The organism is Pontimicrobium sp. IMCC45349 (assembly GCF_047219225.1).
Lineage (GTDB): Bacteria > Bacteroidota > Bacteroidia > Flavobacteriales > Flavobacteriaceae > IMCC45349.
In genome coordinates, this window is record NZ_CP178208.1 from 2,952,360 (window position 1) to 2,976,036 (window position 23,677).

General features: G+C 33.0%; 14 protein-coding genes. 5 read left to right on the plus strand and 9 right to left on the minus strand.

Features of this window, described 5'->3' with window-relative positions; all coding sequences use genetic code 11:
- The first annotated feature begins 3 nt into the window (after positions 1-3).
- On the plus strand, positions 4-912 hold the full coding sequence (locus ACLII3_RS13780) for a ribonuclease Z (protein ID WP_412984802.1): 909 nt from the start codon (positions 4-6) through the stop codon (positions 910-912).
- Here ACLII3_RS13780 and ACLII3_RS13785 read toward each other — a convergent pair.
- Complete coding sequence (locus ACLII3_RS13785; protein ID WP_412984803.1) at positions 905-1,318, minus strand: hypothetical protein; 414 nt, start codon at positions 1,316-1,318, stop codon at positions 905-907. The genes ACLII3_RS13780 and ACLII3_RS13785 overlap by 8 nt on opposite strands.
- Before the next feature lie 131 nt (positions 1,319-1,449).
- On the opposite strand from ACLII3_RS13785, the gene pdxH reads away from it, so the two are divergent.
- Both pdxH and ACLII3_RS13795 read left to right on the plus strand, forming a co-directional pair.
- A complete protein-coding gene (gene pdxH / locus ACLII3_RS13790; protein ID WP_412984804.1) occupies positions 1,450-2,097 on the plus strand; it encodes a pyridoxamine 5'-phosphate oxidase in 648 nt (215 codons plus the stop codon).
- Between the two features lie 187 nt (positions 2,098-2,284).
- Positions 2,285-2,776 (plus strand): CAP domain-containing protein, encoded by a 492-nt coding sequence (locus ACLII3_RS13795; RefSeq protein ID WP_412984805.1) that lies wholly within the window; start codon positions 2,285-2,287, stop codon positions 2,774-2,776.
- Positions 2,777-3,226: 450 nt separating this feature from the next.
- On the opposite strand, the gene ACLII3_RS13800 is transcribed toward ACLII3_RS13795, so the two are convergent.
- From ACLII3_RS13800 to ACLII3_RS13815, 4 genes are read right to left on the minus strand one after another with little or no spacing between them, the layout of a single operon-like run.
- Complete coding sequence (locus ACLII3_RS13800; RefSeq protein ID WP_412984806.1) at positions 3,227-5,149, minus strand: OmpA family protein; 1,923 nt, start codon at positions 5,147-5,149, stop codon at positions 3,227-3,229.
- A 12-nt stretch (positions 5,150-5,161) separates the two neighbouring features.
- Positions 5,162-6,082 (minus strand): type IX secretion system membrane protein PorP/SprF, encoded by a 921-nt coding sequence (locus tag ACLII3_RS13805; protein ID WP_412984807.1) that lies wholly within the window; start codon positions 6,080-6,082, stop codon positions 5,162-5,164.
- Positions 6,083-6,094: 12 nt separating this feature from the next.
- Positions 6,095-17,245, minus strand: a complete 11,151-nt coding sequence (locus tag ACLII3_RS13810; protein WP_412984808.1) for a gliding motility-associated C-terminal domain-containing protein — start codon at positions 17,243-17,245, stop codon at positions 6,095-6,097.
- Between the two features lie 35 nt (positions 17,246-17,280).
- Positions 17,281-17,733, minus strand: a complete 453-nt coding sequence (locus tag ACLII3_RS13815; protein ID WP_412984810.1) for a hypothetical protein — start codon at positions 17,731-17,733, stop codon at positions 17,281-17,283.
- 325 nt (positions 17,734-18,058) lie between these two features.
- Here ACLII3_RS13815 and ACLII3_RS13820 point away from each other — a divergent pair, with 325 nt between their 5' ends.
- Positions 18,059-18,544 (plus strand): SixA phosphatase family protein, encoded by a 486-nt coding sequence (locus tag ACLII3_RS13820; RefSeq protein ID WP_412984812.1) that lies wholly within the window; start codon positions 18,059-18,061, stop codon positions 18,542-18,544.
- A gap of 74 nt (positions 18,545-18,618) precedes the next feature.
- The gene (locus ACLII3_RS13825; protein ID WP_412984814.1) at positions 18,619-19,524 is read left to right on the plus strand and encodes a Ppx/GppA phosphatase family protein; all 906 of its coding nucleotides are present in this window, start codon (positions 18,619-18,621) and stop codon (positions 19,522-19,524) included.
- Between the two features lies 1 nt (position 19,525).
- On the opposite strand, the gene ACLII3_RS13830 is transcribed toward ACLII3_RS13825, so the two are convergent.
- The 4 genes from ACLII3_RS13830 to ACLII3_RS13845 all read right to left on the minus strand — a co-directional run bounded on the left by ACLII3_RS13830 (position 19,526) and on the right by ACLII3_RS13845 (position 23,625).
- Positions 19,526-20,107: a tRNA-(ms[2]io[6]A)-hydroxylase gene (locus ACLII3_RS13830; protein WP_412984815.1), complete on the minus strand. Its 582-nt coding sequence runs from the start codon at positions 20,105-20,107 to the stop codon at positions 19,526-19,528.
- A 2-nt stretch (positions 20,108-20,109) separates the two neighbouring features.
- Complete coding sequence (locus ACLII3_RS13835) at positions 20,110-20,697, minus strand: hypothetical protein (protein WP_412984816.1); 588 nt, start codon at positions 20,695-20,697, stop codon at positions 20,110-20,112.
- Entirely contained in the window at positions 20,697-22,424 is a 1,728-nt protein-coding gene (gene dnaX / locus ACLII3_RS13840) for a DNA polymerase III subunit gamma/tau (protein ID WP_412984818.1), read from the minus strand. Before dnaX ends, ACLII3_RS13835 begins: the two co-directional genes overlap by 1 nt.
- A gap of 196 nt (positions 22,425-22,620) precedes the next feature.
- Positions 22,621-23,625, minus strand: a complete 1,005-nt coding sequence (locus ACLII3_RS13845) for a hypothetical protein (protein ID WP_412984819.1) — start codon at positions 23,623-23,625, stop codon at positions 22,621-22,623.
- Between the last annotated feature and the right edge of the window lie 52 nt (positions 23,626-23,677).

The window sequence follows — 23,677 nt, forward strand, 5'->3', positions numbered from 1 at the left end:
ATTTTGAAGATAACTATCCTTGGCTGTCATAGTGCCACACCACGAATTAATACGCATCCAACATCTCAAGTATTGGAGATGCGTAATCATATTTTTTTAATAGATTGTGGCGAAGGTACTCAAGTGCAACTAAGGCGTTATAAGGTTAAGTTTTCAAGGATTAAACATATTTTTATTTCACACTTACATGGTGATCACTATTTTGGTTTAGTTGGTTTTATTTCTACACTTAGATTATTAACCAGAGAAGCCGATTTACACATTTATGCACCAAAGGGTTTAAAAGAAGTAATTACGCTTCAAATGAAATTGTCTGATTCATGGACAAACTTCAAATTAATTTTTCATGAGTTAACATCAACTGAGTCTGAACTAATTTATGAAGATGATAAAGTAGAAGTACATACTATTCCATTAGATCATCGTGTTTATACAAACGGTTTTTTGTTCAAAGAAAAGCGAGGAGAGCGTACTTTAGACATTAATAAGGCTAATGATGCAAATATTGATGTTTCTTATTTTAGAAAGCTCAAACAAGGATTTGATGTTAAAAATGAAGATGGAGAATTAATAAAGAATGAGCTAGTTACTAAAGATGGTCCTAAACCAAAAAGTTATGCATTTTGTAGTGATACAGCTTATAAAGAAGATATAATTCCAATTATTAAGGATGTGGATGTGTTGTATCATGAATCAACCTTTTTGGATAGTCAAGCACATCTTACACAAAAAACAAAACACTGTACTGCTAAAGAAGCTGCTAGTATAGCAAAACAAGCTAATGCTAAAACATTAATCTTAGGTCATTACTCAACACGTTATGATAATCATGAGTTATTTAGTGAAGAAGCTAGTGAAGTGTTTGATAAAATTGAATTGGCAGAAGATGGTAAAACTTTCAATTTTACTTAAACTCTTTTAAGTTTTGCATCCAAGATATAGCTTGATCTAAGCTATTACAACGTTTAATACTACTTTTAGCAAATTGTTTTTCTAAAGTAGCATTAATAAATGCAAAATCATTATAAACTACTATTGCACTTGCTACAATAAAGCCATATTCTTTTTCAAATTTTATCCAAGATTGAGGTTCAATAGAATAGGAATTAACTCTGTTTGTTAAATATCCAATGCGTATATCTTCTCCATAATGAAGTACTAAGTGGTTTATTAGTTCTTCTATTTTGTTCCAATCTAGATGAATACCTTCATTAATTTCGGCAATAGTAAAGTTGTCTAATAGGTAAAAATTACCAAACGAGAGGCTAATTTTCTTAAAGTTAAGCTGTTTTGCGAAAATAGAATTTTCGAATGTCATGATAATTAGGTTAGGGATGACTAAAATAAACAAAAATTTAAATTCAACTATATATTGAGTATTTATAGAACAGCTTTTTCCGTAAATTTGATACCAATAAGTTGTAACACATAATTAGTAAAATATATTTCATGGAAAAAGATTTAAGTAACTATAGAATGTCTTATGAAAAAGGAGCTTTGTTGAAATCTAATGTACCAGAAAATCCGTTAGAATTATTCCAAAAATGGTTTCATGAAGTTGATAATTCTGATAGTATTGATGAAGCAAATGCTATGACTATATCTACTATAGGATTAGATGGCTATCCAAAGAGTAGAGTAGTGCTGCTTAAAAAGTTTACGTATGAGGGGTTTATCTTTTTTACTAATTATGATAGTGAAAAGGGAAAAGCAATTGCTAATAATGAAAATGTTTGTCTTTCTTTTTTTTGGCATTCAGCAGAAAGACAAATAATTATTAAAGGAAAAGCAGAGAAAATACTAGAAAACCTTAGTGATGGTTATTTTGAATCTAGACCAATAGGAAGTCAATTAGGTGCTATAGCATCTAATCAAAGTCAAGTAATTGAAAGTAGAGAAGCATTAGATAATAAGCTTTTTCAATTAGAGAAAAAGTATTCTGGTAAGACTATTGAGCGACCTAAACATTGGGGAGGTTATATAGTAAAACCTGTTGAAATAGAATTTTGGCAAGGTCGTGCTAATAGAATGCATGATAGAATAAGGTATCAATTACAAGAAGATTATAATTGGAAAATTGATAGATTAGAACCTTAATTTCATCGTTTAAATGCTTTTAATTATCGATTAAAAGCAATAAAAAACCAAAAAAAGTGCATTTCATCGATTAAAAGGCTTAAAATTTCGACGAAATGCATGTATTTCATCGATTTTAACATTTCTTTAACAGTTAGTTCTAAGTAGGCGTGTAATTTTACTACACCAAATCTAAAATACCCTACTAATGAAACGATTAACTTTGTTGCCTTTAATGGCATTGTTAGCGATGTTTTCCTTCTCGTGTTCAACTGATTCAGTAGATGAAGAAATTGAAACTATAACATCTTCTTACGTTCCTCAAGCGAAGTCTATGGAAATCGAAATATTAGAATTAATTAATAACCATAGGATAACTAATGGATTGAATGCATTAAATAATATGGATGCAATTAAAGCACAAGCTTTTGGTCATACAGATTATATGATAGATAATAATGAAGTATCTCATGATAATTTCTACCAAAGAAAACAAAACCTACAAAACACTGCTGGAGCTATTACAGTTGCTGAAAATGTAGCTTATGCTTTTAGTTCTGCTGAATCTGTAGTTAATGCTTGGTTAAATAGTGAAGGACATAGAAATGTGATAGAAGGAGATTATACAAATTTTGATATTTCTGCAGAAAAAGATATTGATGGCAAATGGTATTATACTAATATATTCATCAAGAAATAAAGTTTATAGTTAGAGTTATAATTATATTTTGTCAGAGCTGTTTTTACAGCTCTTTTTTTATGCTTTGATTAAAGTGATTAATAGAAAATTTAATACAATTATTTGCCTTTAAAATTAGTCACGCTTTAAAATATTGGTATAACTCTAAATAAAAATGTGCTATTAGAAAAAAAATATAGGCTTTACATACTCGTTATTTTTATTATACTAAATTATAAAGGAGATTAGCTTATAATTTTATCAAGGGTAGAGTTTACTCTTTTAGTAATAATCGATAAAGTAGGTAAGTGGTAATGCTTTAATAATATAAAAAAGAAAAGGTTACCAAATTGGTAACCTTTATAAGTTATTATGAGTAACAAAATATAGTAAACTCATTGTGACTTCTATGTTAGGGAAGACTATAACTTATTTTATCCATGGATTATATAATTAAATATAATATTGATATTAATTTTTAAGAATGTAGAAGTAAGATCTTCTGTTTAATTGATGCTGTTCTTTACTACACTTAACACCATTAGCACATTCGTTTAGTAATTGAGATTCTCCATATCCAATAGCACTTTCAATTCTTGAAGCTTCAATACCTCTTGAAAGAAGATAATCTCTTGTATATTTTGCTCTTCTATCAGATAGTTTCATATTGTATCTGTCACTACCTCTACTATCTGTATGAGATTCAATTTTAATAACCATAGTTGGATGATCCCTCATTACGTTTACAATATTTTCTAATTCATATTGTGCATCTGTACGAATATCCCATTTATCAAAATCAAAGAAGATTGGGTTAATAACTATTTGGTTATCGTTAATTAATGGTACTAAATGTAAGTCAACATTATGTTCAAAGTTGTTTTCACTAGTACTAGAAACCTCTTTTAAATCATCTTTATAATCTGATTTTATTCCTAATATTGAAAATGTTTTATCACATTCTAATTCAAAAGTATAAGCACCAGTTTCATCAGTTGTAACTTCTTCTATTATTTTTCCAGAATCATCAATCAGTTGAACTTTAACCTCTTTTAGAGGTTCTTCTGTTTTACTATTTCTAGCAATACCTTTTACTATCTGTTTGCATTCGTAAGAAGCAAAACTATAAATGTCATCATTTCCTTTTCCACCTGGTCTATTTGAAGAAAAATAACCATTACCATCTTCTGAATTTACAAAATAAGCAAAGTCATCATAACCACTATTAAATGGAGCTCCTAGGTTTTCTGGTTCATTAGTTGATTCAGAGTTTTTTAAGACATCTGATTTAAAAATATCTAATAAACCTAAGTTAATATATCCATCTGAAGAAAAATATAATGTACTGTCCTTTGCTACAAATGGAAACATTTCTCTACCAGAAGTATTTACAGATGCTCCTAGATTTTTTGGAGTACCAAAATTTCCATTTTCATCAATATCTACTTCGTAAATATCTGTTTGTCCATAACCTCCATCTCTATCAGAAACAAAATACATTTTTTTGTTATCTGGACTTAAAGTTGGATGTCCTGTAGAAAATACATCATCATTAAAAGGTAGTTCTTCAATTTCTGACCAAGAATCATTATTTAAACTTGCTTTATAAATTTTAAGGTGTGATGTACCTTTTTTATCATAATCAAGCTTATTTCTTTTGTTTACATTATCTCTAGTAAAATAGATGGTTTTGCCATCATTTGTAATTGCTACTGAAGCTTCATGGTAATCTGTATTAATATCTTCTGCATCAATAAAGTCAATGCCATTAATAGTAATCTCACCATCTTTTTCTCCAATAGTTCCTTGGTAAATATCTAAATATGGTTGCTCATTCCAAGTATAAATTTTCTTCCCTTCAGCATCAGATGTATTTCTAGTAGAAGCAAAGTAAATTTTGTCTTTATGAATAAAAGTACCAAAGTCGGAATAGCTAGTATTGGCATCAAGATTTTTAATCTCTACATATATTTTATCTGTAGAGGCTAAATTTTCATATATACTTAAATCACCAACTTCTAACTTAAGTTTATTGTCTTCGTCTTGAAGTGCATTAAATTTAGTTAACCAGTTCTGAGCATTTTCATATTCGCCTAAACTTAATTGAGTTTGAATGTATTTGAATATATATTCAGAATTAACTTTTTTAGGATATTTTTTCAATGCCTTTTCATACCAAACTGCAGCTTTCTCTGAGTTTGAATTGTTATAATAACAATCTCCTAGACGTGTTAATACATGTTGACTACTGTCACCATCTTTAACGGCATTTTCGTATAACTCACTTGCTTTGATGTAAGCAAAGTTTTTAAAGAACTTGTCTGCAAGTTTTTTTTGAGAGAAACTCAGTGAGCTAAATAATGCTAATATGATTAGTAAAACTTTTGTTTTCATAATAGGTATATTTTAGAAGTATCTTGGAGATTTAATTCGTTTGCTTTTAAATATTTCAAACATTAATAATATTTCATGTGTTCCATCAGAGTAGGGTCTAATATCAGAAATTGGATGCTCATACGCATATCCTAATCTTAATTGTTTAGACACTTGGAAATCTACTAAAGCACCTAATGCGCCTGCAGATTCATTAACTCTATAAGCAGCTCCTAACCAAAACTTTTCATTAAATAAGAAGTTAGCAGTTAAATCAAAAGAAATTGGAGCTCCATTTGTAGCTTTTACTAAAAATGCTGGTTTAAATTTTGTGGTTTTGTTAATATCAAAAACATAACCTCCAGTAAAATAGTAACTAATTCTTTCTAAAGCTTCAAAATCTTCTTCACCATTATAGTCAGTATTTAAAATTCTTGGTGCAGATAAACCAAAATACCATCTATTAGTATGTAAATAAGCACCAGCACCAATATTAGGACTCCAACGATCTTCTATTCCATAAATAGAAGGGTCATCAAATTCTGCTTGTCTTAACTCAGCATCTATACTATAAGCTGTAAATCCAGCTTTAAGACCAAATGCCAACATTGTTTCTTTACCAACTTGAATTGTATATGAAAAATCTCCATAGATGTATGAAAAGTTTTGATATCCTAATTCATCATTGATAAACGATAGACCTAAACCTATTTTGTCATTTGTTAAAGGTGTATGTATAGAAGCTGTTTGTGTAGTTGGACCTCCATCAAGACCAACCCATTGGCTTCTATGTAACCCAACTATACTTAATGTTTCTCTACTTCCTGCATATGCTGGATTTATAGAAATCGTATTGTACATGTATTGCGTAAATTGAGGCAATTGCTGTGCAAAGGTTGTTGAACAACCAAGCAAAATAATGGCAATAATGTTAAACTTAATAAACTTTTTCATGATAGGTTAAATTTATTTGGTTCCTACGTAGATTGGTCCAGCAAATGGTTTCAATCCACTATTTTTGAGTTTTACTATATAATAATATGTTCCTGTTGGTACTTTATTAGAACCACCAACTGAACTTTTATGAGCATATCCATTCCAATCGTTTTGGTAGTTTGTAGATTCATAAATTAAAGCTCCCCAACGATTGAATATTTGAACTTCAATTACAAATCCACAGTCTTCAATTCCAGTTACTTCAAAATATTCATTCCATTGATCACCATTTGCAGTTACTGCTTTTGATATTTCAACATCTTCCTCACCACATGGTAAAACAATACAATCATCATTTAAAGTAATAAATACTTCTGTGTCACTAGGACAAGCACTTTCTGTATCACTATAAGTGAATGAATATTCTCCTAATTCTAATTCGTAAGGGTTAAATAAGCTTCCATCTAAAGTTGCATTTCCAGTTGTTACTGTCCAAGTACCTCCTAAGCTGTAATCACCACTTAATAATTCAAATAAATCATATTCAAAATTATCACCAATACAAAGATTAGTAAACGATCCAGTCACATCATCTTGAACTATTACCATAATTGTTTGTGTATAGATTTCAGTATTTCCACATTCGTCAGTTACAGTCCAATCTCTGAAAATCTCATAATCACTATCAGTTCCATCAAAAGTGGATGTTTCTTCAAAGTCTACAGTCATACTAGAAGAACAAGCGTCTTCAAATTCTAAGTTTGGAACTTCTGGAATATCACCACACGTTACAGTAATTTCACTTTCAAAACCTTCGGTGGTTAAAGTAGGCGCAGTAGTATCTTGTACATTGATAGTTTGCGTATGAGTAGTAGAGTTACCACAGTCATCAGTAGCAGTCCATGTTCTCGTTAAAGTATATTCACCAGCACACGCACCATCAGTAGTTACTTCGTTGAAAGTAACAGTTGCATCACCACAGTTATCAGTAGCAGTTAATGTATCTTCAGTAGGAACGTTATCACATTCTACTGTAGCATCTACAGGTAACGATTCGTTAAAGGTAGGTGCAGTAGTATCTTGTACATTGATAGTTTGCGTATGAGTAGTAGAGTTACCACAGTCATCAGTAGCAGTCCATGTTCTCGTTAAAGTATATTCACTAGCACACGCACCATCAGTAGTTACTTCGTTGAAAGTAACAGTTGCATCACCACAGTTATCAGTAGCAGTTAATGTATCTTCAGTAGGAACGTTATCACATTCTACTGTAGCATCTACAGGTAACGATTCGTTAAAGGTAGGTGCAGTAGTATCTTGTACATTGATAGTTTGCGTATGAGTAGTAGAGTTACCACAGTCATCAGTAGCAGTCCATGTTCTCGTTAAAGTATATTCACCAGCACACGCACCATCAGTAGTTACTTCGTTGAAAGTAACAGTTGCATCACCACAGTTATCAGTAGCAGTTAATGTATCTTCAGTAGGAACGTTATCACATTCTACTGTAGCATCTACAGGTAACGATTCGTTAAAGGTAGGTGCAGTAGTATCTTGTACATTGATAGTTTGCGTATGAGTAGTAGAGTTACCACAGTCATCAGTAGCAGTCCATGTTCTCGTTAAAGTATATTCACCAGCACACGCACCATCAGTAGTTACTTCGTTGAAAGTAACAGTTGCATCACCACAGTTATCAGTAGCAGTTAATGTGTCTTCAGTAGGAACGTTATCACATTCTACTGTAGCATCTACAGGTAACGATTCGTTAAAGGTAGGTGCAGTAGTATCTTGTACATTGATAGTTTGCGTATGAGTAGTAGAGTTACCACAGTCATCAGTAGCAGTCCATGTTCTCGTTAAAGTATATTCACCAGCACACGCACCATCAGTAGTTACTTCGTTGAAAGTAACAGTTGCATCACCACAGTTATCAGTAGCAGTTAATGTATCTTCAGTAGGAACGTTATCACATTCTACTGTAGCATCTACAGGTAACGATTCGTTAAAGGTAGGCGCAGTAGTATCTTGTACATTGATAGTTTGCGTATGAGTAGTAGAGTTACCACAGTCATCAGTAGCAGTCCATGTTCTCGTTAAAGTATATTCACCAGCACACGCACCATCAGTAGTTACTTCGTTGAAAGTAACAGTTGCATCACCACAGTTATCAGTAGCAGTTAATGTATCTTCAGTAGGAACGTTATCACATTCTACTGTAGCATCTACAGGTAACGATTCGTTAAAGGTAGGTGCAGTAGTATCTTGTACATTGATAGTTTGCGTATGAGTAGTAGAGTTACCACAGTCATCAGTAGCAGTCCATGTTCTCGTTAAAGTATATTCACCAGCACACGCACCATCAGTAGTTACTTCGTTGAAAGTAACAGTTGCATCACCACAGTTATCAGTAGCAGTTAATGTATCTTCAGTAGGAACGTTATCACATTCTACTGTAGCATCTACAGGTAACGATTCGTTAAAGGTAGGTGCAGTAGTATCTTGTACATTGATAGTTTGCGTATGAGTAGTAGAGTTACCACAGTCATCAGTAGCAGTCCATGTTCTCGTTAAAGTATATTCACCAGCACACGCACCATCAGTAGTAGCATCTGTATAAGTTACTTGAACTTCTAAATCACAATTATCAGCTTCATCTGTCACATCTCCAGTAATGTTTAAATCTGTTACATCTTGATCACATTCAATTGAAATGTCATTAGGTACAGTAAATGTTGGAGCAGATTGATCACTACCAGAATATTGTATAGATTGATCATTTAATTTGTTTCCACATTCATCAACAACATTAAACACGTATTCTAATGTCCAACCACAGTTGTTACCACTGAATAATGTATTAGTAAGATTAACCGTTATGTTTGAACCACAATTGTCTGAATAGTTTCCAGCAACTTTATTAGGATCAAACGGGAAGATTGTTTGTGCATCTCCAAAACAAACATCAGCGTTTAATAGACCATCTGGAGCTGTTCCAGTAGGTGCGATATTATCAGAAACTGTTATAATTTGTATTTGATCATTGGCAACATTTCCACATTCATCAGATAAAGACCATGTTCTAGTTATAATAAATGTTCCTGGACAAATTCCGTCTTGTATAGAATCGGAATAAGTAGCAGCTAAGTTATTAGAACAATCGTCAGATAGGTTCATTACTTCACCTGTTATGCTTGTTGAAGCATCATATGCACAGTTTTCATCTAAGAATATTTCAACATCTGAAGGAGCTTCAAATATAGGGCTTATTGTATCTTGAATTGTGAATGTAGCAGTGGTAGAACTTTCATTTCCACATTCATCAGTAGCAGTAAAAGTTACAGTAGCACTTCCTGTAGTTCCACAAGTATCAATAAACTTAATGTAATCATTTGTCCAAGTAATAGTTGAACATTCATCTGAAGCATTAGCTCCACCTAAAGTATTTAACCAATTATTGAACTCATCAATATTACCATTTCCATCACATTCAACTGTTAAATCTACCGATACATTATCAATATTTGGAGCAGTAGTATCTTGAATTGTGAATGTAGCACTAGTTGATGTATTATTTCCGCAACCATCAGTAGCAGTAAATATAACAGTAATAGAACCAGTTTGACCACAATCGTCAGATATTACAGTAAAGTCATTAGACCATGTAATAGAAGAACAATCGTCAGAAGCTATAGCTCCTCCGTTGTTGTTTAACCAATTGTTTAAGTCATTTATATTACCATTTCCATCACACTCAACTGTTAAATCTGTAGCTTGTGTATCAATGGTAGGATCAATAGTATCTTGAATAGAATAAGTTGCTGATGTTGAAGTTGTATTTCCACATTCATCTGTAGCAGTAAATGTTACTAAAACTGGACTAGAACAATCAGAAGTTGCACCGTTGTAATTATTTGTCCAAGTTACATCACCACAAGTATCAGAAGCAGAAGCACCTCCATTAGTGTCTAACCAATTTTGAATAGCATCATTATTTCCATTACCATCACATTCAATTGTAATATTACTAGCGTTAACATCTACAGTTGGCGCCGTAGTATCTACCACAGTAATAGTTTGCGTAGCAGTACTTGTATTACCACAATCATCAGTAGCAGTCCAAGTACGTGTTATAGTTTGCGTATTTCCACAGTTCTCTACAGTAGCATCACTTTCCGATATAGTTACATCACCACAAGTATCCGAACCAGTAGCGATACCAGTACTAGCAGACGATGTATCATCACCACACTCTACAGTTACATCTGCAGGTGCAGAGATAGCAGGTGCAGTAGTATCTACCACAGTAATAGTTTGTGTTGCAGTACTTGTATTACCACAATCATCAGTAGCAGTCCAAGTACGTGTTATAGTTTGCGTATTTCCACAGTTCTCTACAGTAGCATCACTTTCCGATATAGTTACATCACCACAAGTATCTGAACCAGTAGCAACACCAGTACTAGCAGACGATGTATCATCACCACACTCTACAGTTACATCTGCAGGTGTAGAGATAGCAGGTGCAGTAGTATCTACCACAGTAATAGTTTGCGTAGCAGTACTTGTATTACCACAATCATCAGTAGCCGTCCAAGTACGTGTTATAGTTTGCGTATTTCCACAGTTCTCTACAGTAGCATCACTTTCCGATATAGTTACATCACCACAAGTATCTGAACCAGTAGCAACACCAGTACTAGCAGACGATGTATCATCACCACACTCTACAGTTACATCTGCAGGCGCAGAGATAGCAGGAGCTGTAGTATCCACCACAGTAATAGTTTGTGTTGCAGTACTCGTATTACCACAATCATCAGTAGCCGTCCAAGTACGTGTTATAGTTTGCGTATTTCCACAGTTATCTACAGTAGCATCACTTTCCGATATAGTTACATCACCACAAGTATCCGAACCAGTAGCAGTTCCAGTACTAGCAGACGATGTATCATCACCACACTCTACAGTTACATCTGCAGGTGCAGAGATAGCAGGGGCAGTAGTATCTACCACAGTAATAGTTTGAGTAGCAGTACTCGTATTACCACAATCATCAGTAGCCGTCCAAGTACGTGTTATTGTTTGCGTATTTCCACAGTTATCTACAGTAGCATCACTTTCCGATATAGTTACATCACCACAAGTATCTGAACCAGTAGCAGTTCCAGTACTAGCAGAGGATGTATCATCACCACACTCCACAGTTACATCTGCAGGCGCAGAGATAGCAGGAGCTGTAGTATCCACCACAGTAATAGTTTGTGTTGCAGTACTCGTATTACCACAATCATCAGTAGCCGTCCAAGTACGTGTTATAGTTTGCGTATTTCCACAGTTATCTACAGTAGCATCACTTTCCGATATAGTTACATCACCACAAGTATCCGAACCAGTAGCAGTTCCAGTACTAGCAGACGATGTATCATCACCACACTCTACAGTTACATCTGCAGGCGCAGAGATAGAAGGAGCCGTAGTATCTACCACAGTAATAGTTTGTGTTGCAGTACTTGTATTACCACAATCATCAGTAGCAGTCCAAGTACGTGTTATAGTTTGCGTATTTCCACAGTTATCTACAGTAGCATCACTTTCCGATATAGTTACATCACCACAAGTATCTGAACCAGTAGCGATACCAGTACTAGCAGACGATGTATCATCACCACACTCTACAGTTACATCTGCAGGTGCAGAGATAGCAGGGGCAGTAGTATCCACCACAGTAATAGTTTGTGTTGCAGTACTCGTATTACCACAATCATCAGTAGCAGTCCAAGTACGTGTTATTGTTTGCGTATTTCCACAGTTATCTACAGTAGCATCACTTTCCGATATAGTTACATCACCACAAGTATCTGAACCAGTAGCGATACCAGTACTAGCAGACGATGTATCATCACCACACTCTACAGTTACATCTGCAGGTGCAGAGATAGCAGGGGCAGTAGTATCCACCACAGTAATAGTTTGTGTTGCAGTACTCGTATTACCACAATCATCAGTAGCAGTCCAAGTACGTGTTATTGTTTGCGTATTTCCACAGTTATCTACAGTAGCATCACTTTCCGATATAGTTACATCACCACAAGTATCTGAACCAGTAGCGATACCAGTACTAGCAGACGATGTATCATCACCACACTCTACAGTTACATCTGCAGGTGCAGAGATAGCAGGGGCAGTAGTATCTACCACAGTAATAGTTTGAGTAGCAGTACTCGTATTACCACAATCATCAGTAGCCGTCCAAGTACGTGTTATTGTTTGCGTATTTCCACAGTTATCTACAGTAGCATCACTTTCCGATATAGTTACATCACCACAAGTATCCGAACCAGTAGCAGTTCCAGTACTAGCAGACGATGTATCATCACCACACTCTACAGTTACATCTGCAGGCGCAGAGATAGAAGGAGCCGTAGTATCTACCACAGTAATAGTTTGTGTTGCAGTACTTGTATTACCACAATCATCAGTAGCAGTCCAAGTACGTGTTATAGTTTGCGTATTTCCACAGTTATCTACAGTAGCATCACTTTCCGATATAGTTACATCACCACAAGTATCTGAACCAGTAGCGATACCAGTACTAGCAGACGATGTATCATCACCACACTCTACAGTTACATCTGCAGGTGCAGAGATAGCAGGGGCAGTAGTATCCACCACAGTAATAGTTTGTGTTGCAGTACTCGTATTACCACAATCATCAGTAGCAGTCCAAGTACGTGTTATTGTTTGCGTATTTCCACAGTTATCTACAGTAGCATCACTTTCCGATATAGTTACATCACCACAAGTATCTGAACCAGTAGCGATACCAGTACTAGCAGACGATGTATCATCACCACACTCTACAGTTACATCTGCAGGTGCAGAGATAGCAGGGGCAGTAGTATCTACCACAGTAATAGTTTGAGTAGCAGTACTCGTATTACCACAATCATCAGTAGCCGTCCAAGTACGTGTTATTGTTTGCGTATTTCCACAGTTATCTACAGTAGCATCACTTTCCGATATAGTTACATCACCACAAGTATCCGAACCAGTAGCAGTTCCAGTACTAGCAGAGGATGTGTCATCACCACACTCTACAGTTACATCTGCAGGTGCAGAGATAGAAGGAGCCGTAGTATCTACCACAGTAATAGTTTGCGTAGCAGTACTTGTATTACCACAATCATCAGTAGCCGTCCAAGTACGTGTTATAGTTTGCGTATTTCCACAGTTATCTACAGTAGTATCACTTTCAGATATAGTTACATCACCACAAGTATCCGAACCAGTAGCAGTTCCAGTACTAGCAGAGGATGTATCATCACCACACTCCACAGTTACATCTGCAGGCGCAGAGATAGTAGGTGCAGTAGTATCCACTACAGTAATAGTTTGTGTTGCAGTACTTGTATTACCACAATCATCAGTAGCAGTCCAAGTACGTGTTATTGTTTGCGTATTTCCACAGTTATCTACAGTAGCATCACTTTCCGATATAGTTACATCACCACAAGTATCTGAACCAGTAGCGATACCAGTACTAGCAGACGATGTATCATCACCACACTCTACAGTTACATCTGCAGGTGCAGAGATAGCAGGGGCAGTAGTATCTACCACAGTAATAGTTTGAGTAGCAGTACTCGTATTACCACAATCATCAGTAGCCGTCCAAGTACGTGTTATTGTTTGCGTATTTCCACAGTTATCTACAGTAGCATCACTTTCCGATATAGTTACATCACCACAAGTATCTGAACCAGTAGCAACACCAGTACTAGCAGACGATGTATCATCACCACACTCCACAGTTACATCTGCAGGCGCAGAGATAGCAGGAGCCGTAGTATCTACCACAGTAATAGTTTGCGTAGCAGTACTCGTATTACCACAATCATCAGTAGCCGTCCAAGTACGTGTTATAGTTTGTGTATTTCCACAGTTATCTACAGTAGCATCACTTTCCGATATAGTTACATCACCACAAGTATCCGAACCAGTAGCAGTTCCATTACTAGCAGAGGATGTATCATCACCACACTCCACAGTTACATCTGCAGGCGCAGAGATAGTAGGTGCAGTAGTATCCACTACAGTAATAGTTTGCGTAGCAGTACTCGTGTTACCACAAGTATCAGCAATTGTGTAAGTTCTAGTTATTACTAAAGGACAATTTGAATTAGGTGTAATTACGTCTATATATGTTATACTACTAATTTCAGTATCATCAGAAGCTGTATATCCTGTAGTTATATAAGTATCTTGTATATCATTAGATTGAGTAAGACTAAAAGGATATCTTGCAGTTAAAGCAGTAATATCATTTTCATCACATCCTTCTATTGTTATAGGTGTTAATGCTGTTATAACAGGATCCTCAGTATCAATAGTAGATATTGTAATTTGAATAGGAGATGGATCTTCACAACCATTACTATCTTTAGTATAGACAGTATAAACACCAGCACTTAATCCAGTAAAAGTTCCAGATGTATTATCAAAGTTAATATTATTTAAACTAAAACTGTATGGAGCTGAACCTCCACTAGCACTAACTGAAAAAGAACCATCATTACCACCTAAACATGATACATCTATGTGATTACTAGTGATTTCCGTGGTATTAATACCTATTACAGTTACATCAAAATCACATGTTAAAACAACTGGATCACCTGAAGTAGGTGTATAGGTAGCTGTATATGTTACTGTTGTGTTTCCAATATTAAAAAAGTCACCAGGATTATGAGTAGAAGTTACTACAAAATTAATTCCATCAGCGCAATCGGCATCAAGTAAAGTCGCATTATAATAAATTCTGTCAACTTCAATATGATTATTAGCTCCTAGATTTGTTCCATTGTCATCAAAAATAAATTTTAATTTATATGCTCCATTTGGAACAGTATTAGGAATTGTTATTGTTTGCAGTCCATCACTTGCTATTCCTGTAACAGTTTGTGTATATATAATATTAGTTCCATCTAAAACTTGTAATATCCAATCAAAAGTTCCGCTTGGAACAATCATATCCATGTTTACAGGTGTTCCATTAGTATTGTCAAAATATTGAAGTGGAGTAGTAAAATCGACATTAGCTCCATTAGATTGAAAGAGTCTTAAATTATTACTACCAATACGTTGAACTCTATTATATTCCCAACAATCATTTGAATTTTCAGGTAAATCAAACTCTACATAAAAAGAATAGTCATCACCAGTGACAGCTGTACAACATTCATAAGTGAAACTTGGTGGAGTCCAAGAAACTGTAGTCCCTGTATCTGTATCTGCACAAGTATCTGTTAAAAGAGGAGGACAATCAAAAACATGAATATCACAAGTTGTAGAATTAGGTTCTGTTATCGTTATTGAAGTTTGAACAGTAGAAGCTCCACAAACATTAGAATCGGTAACAATTAAATTATAAGTACCAGCTGCTAAATTTGTGATATCTTCCGTATTAGCAGTAAATGAATCTGGACCAGTCCAACTATAAGTATATGGAGCAACTCCATCACTTACTGTCACATTAATTTCACCAGTACTTTCACCATTACATAAAATATTATTTTGTGTATAGTTTATTACAGGGGTTGCTACAGGTTCTATAATATTAATAGTTAAAGGTTCTAAATTACCAATATTACATGCATCCAATCCAGCAGAACTTAAAGTGTTTTGTTGATTAGGGTTTTGTACTCCATTATAAGTAGCAGTAAATTGTAAATCAAATGATAAATCACAATTCTCTTCTAAAAAGTAACTTTCATCTTGAATTGTTAAGTCAAAGTTTAAATTAATACTTGGGTCTCCAACATCTACCATACCATCATCTATATAAAAAGTAAGTTCTCCAGTATTAGAGTTATAGGAATATGTAACTCCTGCTGGTAAAGCTGTAGGGTTATAAGTTACTTGTGGAGGCAGAGTAGTTGTAATTTCTAAGTTTACAGCATTATCATTTCCAGAGTTTAAAACACTAAAATCAAAACCAATTATATCTCCAGGATTAGCTGGGTTGTTTCCTGAGTCTAGAGTAATATGAATTGGATTTAAGTCTGGAGCCCATACATCTACTGAAAGACCAACTAAATAAAGACCATAAGTTTCTTGGTTTGAAGTAAGTCTAAGCGTAGCAGATGTTTGATTATTTCCAATAATAGAATTGTTACTATTTGATAAAGGAAACACTGCAGCATCAAAACCTAATGTATTTGTACTTGCAGGGTTTCTGTTTACAAAATTTGCACCATCAACTGTAATCTTACTGTTAAAGAAGTTTGATGAACTTCTTTGAGTAGAAGATATGTTAACAAAGTTGTTAGACGTATTTCTAATTTGTAATCTGTCACCACTTAAATCTCTATCACCTTCTAAAGATCCAATAACAACATTAGCGCTTACATTACCAGTAGGTACAGTTTGAAACCCACTAAAATCAATATCGAAGTTATTTGTAGAACTAGTTACGTGAGCATAACCATCAAAAAGACTAATGTTTTTTGATGGAAGCTTAGGACTTTCATAAATAAATACAATTTGCCATCCTCCAGAAGTACCAGTAGTACCACTTGGGTGAGATGTTAAACTACCTGTTTTAGCTTCTACATTTGCTACTTGATATTTTCCATAAGGGTCTGATAATCCAACAACAGAAGAAGTAATATCTTTAACACAAATGTATGGGTCATTACTAAAGTGAGTATCTCGACCTCTAAAAATTACATCATCAGCTGTAATTGTAGAATATGCAGCTTCACCTGGTAACATTAGTTTTACATCGTTATAATTCCAGTTAGGTTGATTATCCCCATTTTCACTAGGTTCTCTATCTGCAGCAGCCCAATATAGAAGTGCCTTTTTAATAGATAAACACACTAATTGTGGTTCTGGATTCGCAAAATTTGCACTACTAGAATTGAATGTAGAATTGTCATTATCAATATCTACATATACATTATTAGTAAAATCGTGATTACCGTCATTACCAGTGTAACTACCAGTAGCGGTTCTAGATAGCATATTGTTTGCAATAATTGTAACATCACCTTTTAGTGTTTCATTATAACGAGCAGTAAAAGGGTCAAGTACTTGAGCATTTACAAGCGAATATGACAAAAAGGCAATAAATAATATTACCTTACTTAGTTTGTTATGATTAATAGCAGTTTTCATAAGTCCTAATTTTGTTTTGGATTAATTGGGTCTTACTAATTAAAGTTTTTTGGATTTGGAATAAAAGTCTTTATAGTAATGGCATTACTTAATTGTACTCTGGAGCTAGATACAGCACTAATGTTTGTACAGTTCCATTTGTCTAATTTAGTATTTTGGGATCTTGAAATTTTTACATAAAATTGGTATGATTCACCAGCTCTTAAAGAAATACTACTAAGAGCAGTTCTCTTATCTTTATTAAAGATATCTTGAATTAGCTCTACTTGAGCAGAACGTTCATTATCTGAACATACAGAGTTTTGAGCAGCAATAGAAAAAATTTCTGTTTGTCTAGAAGTGTTTTTTACTTCTAAAAGATAATAATGCTCGGTTTTAGATGTAGGCTCATCACTATTCTCTTTTATAGATAGTTCTAGTGATTGTTGACTAAATACACTTAGTACATTGAAGCACATCAAAATTAATAATGTAGCTGTTGTTTTCATACCTTAATGGTTTATATAGCAAAATATATCGCGTTTATAGCGACAAAAAATAATTTATTTAATTATCTTATAACATAATTAGTCATTAACCAAAATGGGTTTAATGATCCAATTCTATTATTAAATGAGGGAAGTACACTTGTATTAAGTGTTTGTGGATTAATAGTTTGAATTAGATTTGGGGTCATCATTCTTTAATTATATATAAACAAAACAACTCATAAGCAGTTTTGTAAACAAATTTAAATGTTGAAGGGCTAAAATACTCGTTAAAACGGAAAAAAACAACATTTAATCGATAAAATATGCATTTAAACGACAGTAAATGAAAAGGATTACTTTTATAAGACACGCAAAATCATCATGGAAATATGATGTATCCGATAAGCTTAGACCTTTAAAAAAGCGCGGTATTGCTGACGCTACGTTGATTTCTGGTTTAGAAAAAGTTAGCGGAATAAAGCCAGAATTTGTGTTTTGTAGTACAGCAAATAGAACAAGAGAAACATGTAATATTTTTCTTAAAAATTTAAAATTTTCATCAGAAAAAGTAAGTTTTGAAGATGAATTATATGATTTTGGAGGCAATAATGTTATCAATTTTATTAAATCTATTAGTGATGATTATGAGAATGTTATAATTTTTGGACATAACTATGCTTTAACATCGATTGTAAACTTGTATGGAGATATTCATGTAGATAATATACCAACATCAGGACTCGTTTCTATAACATTTAATATTTCTAGTTGGTCAGAGTTTAAACCTGGAAAGACTGACTTGGTTTTATTTCCAAAACATTTTAGATGATTGCTTAAGGATTTATAGTTTTTTTTCTTTTAGAAGTATATATTTGAGTACTTAATCTAGATTATATAACATTAATGCTATCCATAAAAAAATTTGCAGCTATTGATATTGGTTCTAATGCGGTTAGATTATTAATATCTAACGTTATTCAAGAAGATTCTTTACCAGCTAGGTTTAAAAAAAGCTCTTTAGTTAGAGTGCCTATTAGGCTTGGAGCTGATGTGTTTTTAAAAGGAGAAATATCTGTTGAAAATCAAAACCGTTTAAAAGATACTATGTTAGCTTTTAAATTATTGATGTCATCTCATAATGTTGTTAAGTATAAAGCTTGTGCTACTTCGGCTATGAGAGAAGCAACAAATGGGAGTGAAGTAGTGGATGCTGTTTTTAAACATTCAGAGATAGAAATTGATATTATTAATGGAGAAGAAGAAGCTACTATTATAGCAGCTACAGACTTAAATGATTTTTTAGATGTAAATAAAACTTATCTATATGTAGATGTTGGAGGAGGTAGTACAGAGTTTTCAGTAATTCATCGAGCACAGAAGGTAGCATCTAAGTCTTTTAAAATAGGTACTGTTAGGTTGCTTAACGATATGGTTAAGAAAAAGACCTGGACTAATTTACAAAAGTGGATTAAGGAGCATACAAGTGATTATGATAAAATAGATGTTATAGGCTCTGGTGGAAATATTAATAAGATTTTTAAAATTTCTGGAAAGGCAGCAGGTAAGCCATTGACATATTTCTATTTGTCAAACTATTACAAAACATTGCAAACTTATTCTTATGAAGAGCGTATATCTAAATTAGATTTGAATCATGATAGGGCAGATGTGATTATTCCTGCGACAAGAATATATCTTTCAGCAATGAAATGGAGTAAATCGAAACACATTTATGTACCAAAAATTGGACTTTCTGATGGTATAATTAAGAGTTTATATTACGATAAGGTTTCTAGTAATATACTTTAAATTACCCATGAACAGTTTCCTTTTTACCAAGGTCTTTCATTATTTGGGCTTCGTAGTCTAGTAAATCATTCCATTTTTGATCTACTTCTTTTCGATCTCCGTATTTTCTAGCAAAGCCTAAAAACATTGTATAATGGTTAGCTTCACTAATCATTAATTTTTTGTAGAATTTTGCTAATTTTTTATCCTCAAGTTCTTCAGATAATAATCTAAAACGTTCACAACTTCTAGCTTCAATAAGTGCAGCATAAAGTAATCTATGTACCAATTGAGTTGTACGACTGCCCCCTTTAGGGAAAAACTTCATTAGCTGTACAACATAGTCATCTTTTCTATCTCTACCTAAGGTGTAACCACGTTCAATAATGATATCATGTACCATTTTAAAATGACTCATTTCTTCAGTAACTAAACCTGTCATTTCTTGAACAAGCTCTGTATATTCAGGAAAGCTAACTATTAAAGAAATAGCTGTACTTGTTGCTTTTTGCTCACAAAATGCATGGTCAGTTAATATTTCTTCAATGTTTTTTTCTACAATATTTACCCAACGAGGATCTGTTGGAAGTTTTAATCCTAACATAATTAATTTATTTCAACGTGAACAACATTAGTTTTTCCATCTTCATTTATAAAAAGGGTATGAACAGCATAACGATTAGATTCAGGTATTGCATAAACAATATCAATTAATACTTTATCTTTTAGTTTTGGCTCATCATCAACTTCTATAGATTTTAGAACAGCAAGGTCATTAAAATTATGATATGGTGATTCTTCTGGAAAATCATTTTTATAACCTAATAGTTTGTTAGCTTTTTCTTTATCAAAACTTTCATTGTAAATTACTTTACCATCTTTTTCAATAAACAGGTCATACTTAAAATTTCTATAATGGTCTATATTTTTAAAAGTATCTTGTGTTTTTGTAAAAGTGACATTGTTATTTAAATCAGTATAGGTTTTAATTTTAACATGAAAACCATTGCCTAAAATAGTATCTATTTCTTGTTTAAAGCTATTTTCTGGAATATAGTTGACTTGTTCAAAATATGACTGAGATAAATTACTATCATTAATTTTTTCGTCATTGCTCTTATAGGCTCTTTCCTTTCCATCACAGCTGGTAAAGAAGGCTATAGAAACAACCAATATGATAAAATAGTATTTCATTAGATGTCTAAATCAAAAGTTTTACGTAGTAAATCTATATTAGGGTTTCTCTCTTTTAACTTATTGTATTTATCTTGAGGTGTAAAAGCATATTGCTTTTCTAACTCTTCGTTTACGTCAATTTCTAAGCTAATTGAATAGTTGTTTAAACTTTTTCTTATATGTGCTAATAAATCGTATTGTTGACGCTCAACTTCAATTTTGTTAGTTGAATTAGGAAATGCAACTTTAATTGTAGTTTCATTAATAAGTTTAGGTGTATCAATTTCTAAAATGGAGGCTAAAATATGTTTTCCTTGTTTTTTGGTAATTTGAACAAATTCATTCCATACTTCTTGCATAGCTTCTTCGGTAAAAGCATCACTTGGTAAGTTTTGTTCATCAACAACAACTTCCATTTGTTTTATTAAATGCTCCTTTTTTTTCTTGATACTACTTAATGATAATCCTGAAGATTTTCGATTGGATTTGTTAAGTATAATTTTAGGAGTTTCTTTTACTGCAAAAGCAGATTGCGCTTTATTCTTTTCATCAGAACTACTACTTGTAGTTATTGTGTTTTTACTAGTGCTTTCTTGCTTAGGTAAATTTACTTTTATTGGAGCAATACCTTTTTGTCTAAAATAAGATGCAGGAATTATGTAGTGACTAGTATTTTTTTTTTCTCCATCATGAGTGATAGAGGCAAGCTGCATTAAACAAAGTTCAACGAGTAAGCGTTGATTTTTACTTGTTTTATACTTTAAATCGCATTCGTTTGCTAACTCGATACCTTTAATTAAAAAGGATTGATTAGATTTTTGCGATTGAATTAAATACTTTTCTTTTGTTTGCTCACCAACTTCTAATAATTCAATAGTATCAGGAGTTTTACAAACCAATAAATCTCTAAAGTGAGATGCTAAACCAGCAATGAAATGATGACCATCAAATCCTTTTGATAGAGTTGTATTAAATTGAATTAATAATTCAGGAATTTTATTTTCTAAAATTAAATCGGTTGCTTTAAAGTATGTTTCGTAATCTAAAACATTAAGATTTTCGGTAACAGCTTGTCGTGTTAAGTTTTTTCCAGAAAAACTAACTACACGATCAAAAATAGAAAGCGCATCACGCATTGCACCATCTGCTTTTTGAGCTATGATATGAAGTGCATCATCGTCAGCTTCAATACCTTGTTCTTTTGCAATATGCTTTAAATATTCTTTTGCATCTTTAACAGTAATACGTTTAAAATCGAATATTTGACAACGCGATAAAATGGTAGGAATTATTTTATGCTTCTCTGTAGTTGCTAAAATAAAAATACAATGTTTTGGTGGTTCTTCTAAGGTTTTAAGAAACGCATTAAAAGCCGATTGAGACAACATATGTACCTCATCAATAATATAAACTTTGTATTTGCCAACTTGAGGCGGAATTCTAACTTGATCTGTTAAATTTCTAATATCATCAACCGAGTTATTTGAAGCAGCATCGAGTTCAAAGATGTTAAAAGCAAAATCTTCATCATCAATGTTTTCATCACCTCTTTCATTAATCATTTTAGCAAGAATACGTGCACAAGTTGTTTTACCAACACCACGAGGCCCAGTAAATAAAAGTGCTTGTGCTAAATGATTATTTTCTATAGCATTCAGTAAAGTATTGGTAATAGCTTGCTGACCAACAACATCTTTAAATGTTTGAGGTCTGTACTTACGCGCTGAGACTATAAAGTGTTCCAAATTTACTGTGTTTGCTAAGGCATCAAGAATGATGCTTTTGAATGTATAACAAAGTTAAAAAATCAATATAAAATTTGAAATTTAGAAAGCGAAAATTGAAATGAGTTATTAACAAGTTTTAAGTAAGCAAAAAAGAAGAGCTTTCAATTTTAATGAATTGAAAGCTCTAGTGTTTTTTATCAAATAGTTAAAATGATTATTTCATCGTTTCTACTATTTTCTTTAAATCTTTAACAGAAGTTTTTTCATTACTTGATTTAGTACTTGTAGCTAAATTGCCTCCTAAACCTACTGTCGCTGGTGCTGCATAAGCTAATAATTCTCCATTTTCAGCATCTACTACGTATTGAACATACATGAGCTTAGAAACAGAAAAACCTACAGATACTTTACCTGCATTACCACTACTTGAACTATTTTGTTGATACATTGGAAAAGCTCTAACATATGCATATTTAGAATCTCTTGAAAGTATGGCTTTGTCAATTGTTTCTCTATCAGTTAATTCGTAATCAAATTTATAGATTTTAGAAATTTGACTTAAAAGTTTCTTTTCCACTTTTTCTTTATCAAACAGTAAAGTTTTTTCTTTTATTTTTTTTGCATTCTTAGCAAACTCAGCTTTCATTTCTTTTCTTGAAGGTCTTTTTTTGCCTTCAGATTTTTGTAAGCCTACAAGTAAATTTTGAAATTGTTGTAATATAAAAGTTAAGTCAGCTTCACCTGGGTGTGATGTTGTATACATCATTGAGTGAAAAGGCTTTTTCTCATCAGCTAAACCTAAATCAAGAGTGTATATATCTGGTGTGCTTATAGAATTAGAGCTAGATAAGAGTCTATCAGGGCTTCTTTGAACGTTATTCGTGAAATAAGCATAAGATTTACTGTCTTTTTTATTCTTTCTAATTTTTATAAATTCAGATTTAGTTACATATCTAATATCACTAGAAAAATTCCATGTATTCTTTATAGTACGCTTTAAGTTTTCATTGTATGCGTTAATTTCATCAGCATACTTCTGAAATTTTTCAGGTTTCTTTTCAATTTTCTTTTTTAATTTTTCATTTACTTCATCCAAAACAACCAATAATGTACGCTCTTTTATTTTATTAGCATCTTCTGGTTTAGGCATTCCAAATTGAGCACTAGCTTGAAAAGAGAGAAAAATTGTTAATACTAAAAGTGTAAGTGATTTTTTCATTTATATGTAAGAATTTATTAATTAGGTAAATATAAAATCTAATGCTTGAATA

Excerpts from the sequence above, each read along its gene's own strand:
- ACLII3_RS13785 (WP_412984803.1), bottom strand. The coding sequence starts at position 1,318 with ATGACATTCGAAAATTCTATTTTCGCAAAACAGCTTAACTTTAAGAAA.
- pdxH (WP_412984804.1), top strand. The coding sequence starts at position 1,450 with ATGGAAAAAGATTTAAGTAACTATAGAATGTCTTATGAAAAAGGAGCT.
- ACLII3_RS13795 (WP_412984805.1), top strand. The coding sequence starts at position 2,285 with ATGAAACGATTAACTTTGTTGCCTTTAATGGCATTGTTAGCGATGTTT.
- ACLII3_RS13800 (WP_412984806.1), bottom strand. The coding sequence starts at position 5,149 with ATGAAAACAAAAGTTTTACTAATCATATTAGCATTATTTAGCTCACTG.
- ACLII3_RS13805 (WP_412984807.1), bottom strand. The coding sequence starts at position 6,082 with ATGAAAAAGTTTATTAAGTTTAACATTATTGCCATTATTTTGCTTGGT.
- ACLII3_RS13810 (WP_412984808.1), bottom strand. The coding sequence starts at position 17,245 with ATGAAAACTGCTATTAATCATAACAAACTAAGTAAGGTAATATTATTT.
- ACLII3_RS13815 (WP_412984810.1), bottom strand. The coding sequence starts at position 17,733 with ATGAAAACAACAGCTACATTATTAATTTTGATGTGCTTCAATGTACTA.
- ACLII3_RS13820 (WP_412984812.1), top strand. The coding sequence starts at position 18,059 with ATGAAAAGGATTACTTTTATAAGACACGCAAAATCATCATGGAAATAT.
- ACLII3_RS13825 (WP_412984814.1), top strand. The coding sequence starts at position 18,619 with ATGCTATCCATAAAAAAATTTGCAGCTATTGATATTGGTTCTAATGCG.
- ACLII3_RS13830 (WP_412984815.1), bottom strand. The coding sequence starts at position 20,107 with ATGTTAGGATTAAAACTTCCAACAGATCCTCGTTGGGTAAATATTGTA.
- ACLII3_RS13835 (WP_412984816.1), bottom strand. The coding sequence starts at position 20,697 with ATGAAATACTATTTTATCATATTGGTTGTTTCTATAGCCTTCTTTACC.
- ACLII3_RS13845 (WP_412984819.1), bottom strand. The coding sequence starts at position 23,625 with ATGAAAAAATCACTTACACTTTTAGTATTAACAATTTTTCTCTCTTTT.